The 2,859-nt window shown below is 39.5% G+C and carries 4 protein-coding genes; all 4 read right to left on the minus strand.

The features are described from left to right. Window positions 1-31: 31 nt before the first annotated feature. Window positions 32-598, minus strand: coding sequence for a sugar O-acetyltransferase (locus ACZFYI_RS18345; RefSeq protein ID WP_462525574.1), 567 nt, complete (start codon window positions 596-598; stop codon window positions 32-34). Window positions 599-758: 160 nt separating this feature from the next. Further along, window positions 759-1,295: a DinB family protein gene (locus ACZFYI_RS18350; protein ID WP_462525575.1), complete on the minus strand. Its 537-nt coding sequence runs from the start codon at window positions 1,293-1,295 to the stop codon at window positions 759-761. A 1-nt stretch (window position 1,296) separates the two neighbouring features. After that, on the minus strand, window positions 1,297-2,571 hold the full coding sequence (locus ACZFYI_RS18355; protein WP_462525576.1) for a neutral/alkaline non-lysosomal ceramidase N-terminal domain-containing protein: 1,275 nt from the start codon (window positions 2,569-2,571) through the stop codon (window positions 1,297-1,299). Then, window positions 2,572-2,859 (minus strand): PIN domain-containing protein (locus ACZFYI_RS18360; RefSeq protein ID WP_462525577.1); only part of this gene is annotated, 288 nt, incomplete at its 5' end. It lies immediately after the preceding gene.

The raw sequence follows: 2,859 nt of genomic DNA on the forward strand, positions 1-2,859 counted from the left end.
CAACTTGAAAACAGCTTCAGCGGACAACCTTTTAGACCAAACTCCTGATCACCTTACAAGGATTTCCTGCTGCAATGACATCATCTGGGATGTCTTTGGTGACTACAGATCCTGCGCCGATGATGGACCTTGATCCTATGGTAACTCCGGGACAGATGACCGTAGAACCGCCAATCCACACATCATCCCCTATTGTTATCGGTTTTCCAAATTCTGCCAAACTTCCCCTTAATTTAAACTCTGTTGGATGAGTGGCTGCATAAAATTGGACATTGGGAGCAATCAATACCCGACTTCCCAAAGTCACAGGGGTAATATCCAAGACTACACAATTGAAGTTGAAAAACACATCATCGCCTGCGGTGATGTTGTAGCCATAATCGCAATAGAATGGCGGTTCTATCCAAAAGTTCTTGCCTTTTTTTCCGATCAGTTTTGAAAGAATGCTTTCCCTCAATTCCGTTTCATCCGGGTTGGAATCGTTGAGTTGCTTGGTCAACTTCCTTGCGTGTAGCCTTTCTGCAACCAATTCAGGATCGGAAGCAAAATACAATTCACCGGCTAGCATTTTTTCTTTTTCAGTTTTTAAAGAAGACATGAGATAGGAGATGTGAGATTTGAGATTTAAAATTTTAGAAATAAGGCAGAAATAGATTGAAATATATTCAGGTTTGATCCTAGAATTTAGAGATTGAATCTGGTAAATTATTTCGCTGAAAGCATATTTCGTTTAGCATATATCTATTGTATTTCCTTAATTATAATAACCTTTTTGCTTGATCTAAATGTCTTTGCTCGTGGGCTACGATGATTTCAATGGCTTTTTCAAGGGGATAGACAATCAGTTTATTGGCAGGAGAGTAGATGATGGTGTTTTTTTCCAGAAAGGGTTTCATTTCACTGATCTGGATTTTCATTTCTTCCTGATGTTTTTTAAATCTTTCCAACACCGTAGTGTCGTCTGAACTAACTTTTGGCTCCCAAAGAGGGAAAGTCTTGGCTTTTTTCTTGCCACCATCGGCTACTGACTTATAGATAAGGTTTCCGAATAAATTATAAAACAGGGGTATTTTAGAGATAAAAGGGCCTTGAAAACTCCCATTTTTCAATTTCTCAAAAATCGGGAAATAGGTTCTGTTGATGGTGATGAGGTGTTCCAGGTTTTCGGCTATACTCCAAGTATTTGGATTGGGTTTGAGATGCATTTTTTCAACCGGTAAGTCACCGAATGTTTTCAAAACCTCATTGGTAATATTATCCAAGGCGTCTATCCATATTTTTATCTGTGTTTCCATATCAGTTTCGGATCTTTTCTTTTGTATTTTCTTTGGAAAGCTCGGTCAATGATTTCATCAATTCTTCTCCTGTTTGCTTTCCCAGAGACATTCTCGTCAAATAAGCGGCATGGGGAAGTTCTGGATTATCAAAATAAGCCGGTTTGATGATGTATCCCAATGCATCTTGACTTAATCCAAGGATAAATTTCGGACCATTTGGCATGAGATCCTTGGTGTTTAGGCTATAAACAGGAGCCGTTTCCCCCGGATGGCTTGCAAAAGTAGCTTCCCCGATAGAAAACCATACGACCTCAGATTCGATGACATCGGTGACTTCCCTGTCTACGATGATTCCGCCTGCCGAAAGTTGCTGCCAAGCTTCATTCATGACAGGGAAAAAAACAGTTTGTTTTGAGAAGTTGATTTTGGAGGATGACAATGTTTTTGCTTCCATAAGTGAAGCTGTGGCAGAAAGAGCAAGTTCTGTCCCGCGCTGAATCGCTTTTTGGTATCCACCTTCCTTATCTATAGGCTGTATCCAACCACCGATTGCTCCTTGAAGAAAAAGGTGCTCTCCTCCCCATTTTTTTTCCATTTCTCTATAAAATCCCGCCAAGTAATCGGCTGATATTTCTGAAAAAACCGCATCCATATAGGTAGGGTGACAGGCAAAATTGGTCAAAGTAACAATGTTGTTTTGATTGTTGTCCAAAAACTGCAAAACCGTGACCGACCTGTCAATTTCCTCATGGCAGATATTGGCAACCCATTCCTCTCCAAATTCATTTTGACCGTATCTTATTGAACTTTCCTGAAGATTTTTAGAAGCTTTATGTATTTGTTCTGCCACGGTCTTTACCAAAAAATCCATGTAAACACTGTCCACTCCGGTTTGAGAGAAATCTTTTCCCCAAAGTCCGACCACATCCGGCCCGGAATGGGTATGGGTAGAGCTGATGACAATATTGTCTGATGAAAAAGGAATGTCAAATTTTAATTCTGATGTTTTTTTCCTGATTTTTTGTAAATCCTGGTACAGCAATCCGATGCAATCTAAAGTCACAAGTGCCATGGAATTTTCTCCATCATAGAAAACGACCGCCTTGGCATAAAGGCTATCCAATACCCCTATAAACCTTCTGTTTTGCTTGTCTCCTGCGATGAAGGAGCCGATAGGAGGATTGATGACAGTTTTGGAAACTCCTATGTGGAGTTGAAGAGGGGTGTTTGAAATTTTATTTGAACACCCAAGACCCAATAAAGTGAAGAGCAATATGATTCCCAAATTTTTCATTTACAATGATGGTAAAATTAGATTTTCAATATCGGCAGTACTTTTTGCGAAAAATGTATTTTTAGAAGCCAATCCATCTATGAACTTTTTATCACCTGTCCAAAGAAAGGCATTGAGTTCTAATGCAAGTGCGACAAAAGGAGTGTCATCTTCATCAATATAAGAAACCAACTCAATCGCTTCGGACCATTTTACGGATTTTATCAATTCCTCGGAAATAAAATTAATTTGTTCAAAAATACGGCTCTTGGATTCCGAGATCTTATCAGGGGACAGTTTCGAGGAATT

This window comes from Aquiflexum sp., from assembly GCF_977115555.1.

Excerpts from the sequence above, each read along its gene's own strand:
- ACZFYI_RS18345 (WP_462525574.1), bottom strand. The coding sequence starts at position 598 with ATGTCTTCTTTAAAAACTGAAAAAGAAAAAATGCTAGCCGGTGAATTG.
- ACZFYI_RS18350 (WP_462525575.1), bottom strand. The coding sequence starts at position 1,295 with ATGGAAACACAGATAAAAATATGGATAGACGCCTTGGATAATATTACC.
- ACZFYI_RS18355 (WP_462525576.1), bottom strand. The coding sequence starts at position 2,571 with ATGAAAAATTTGGGAATCATATTGCTCTTCACTTTATTGGGTCTTGGG.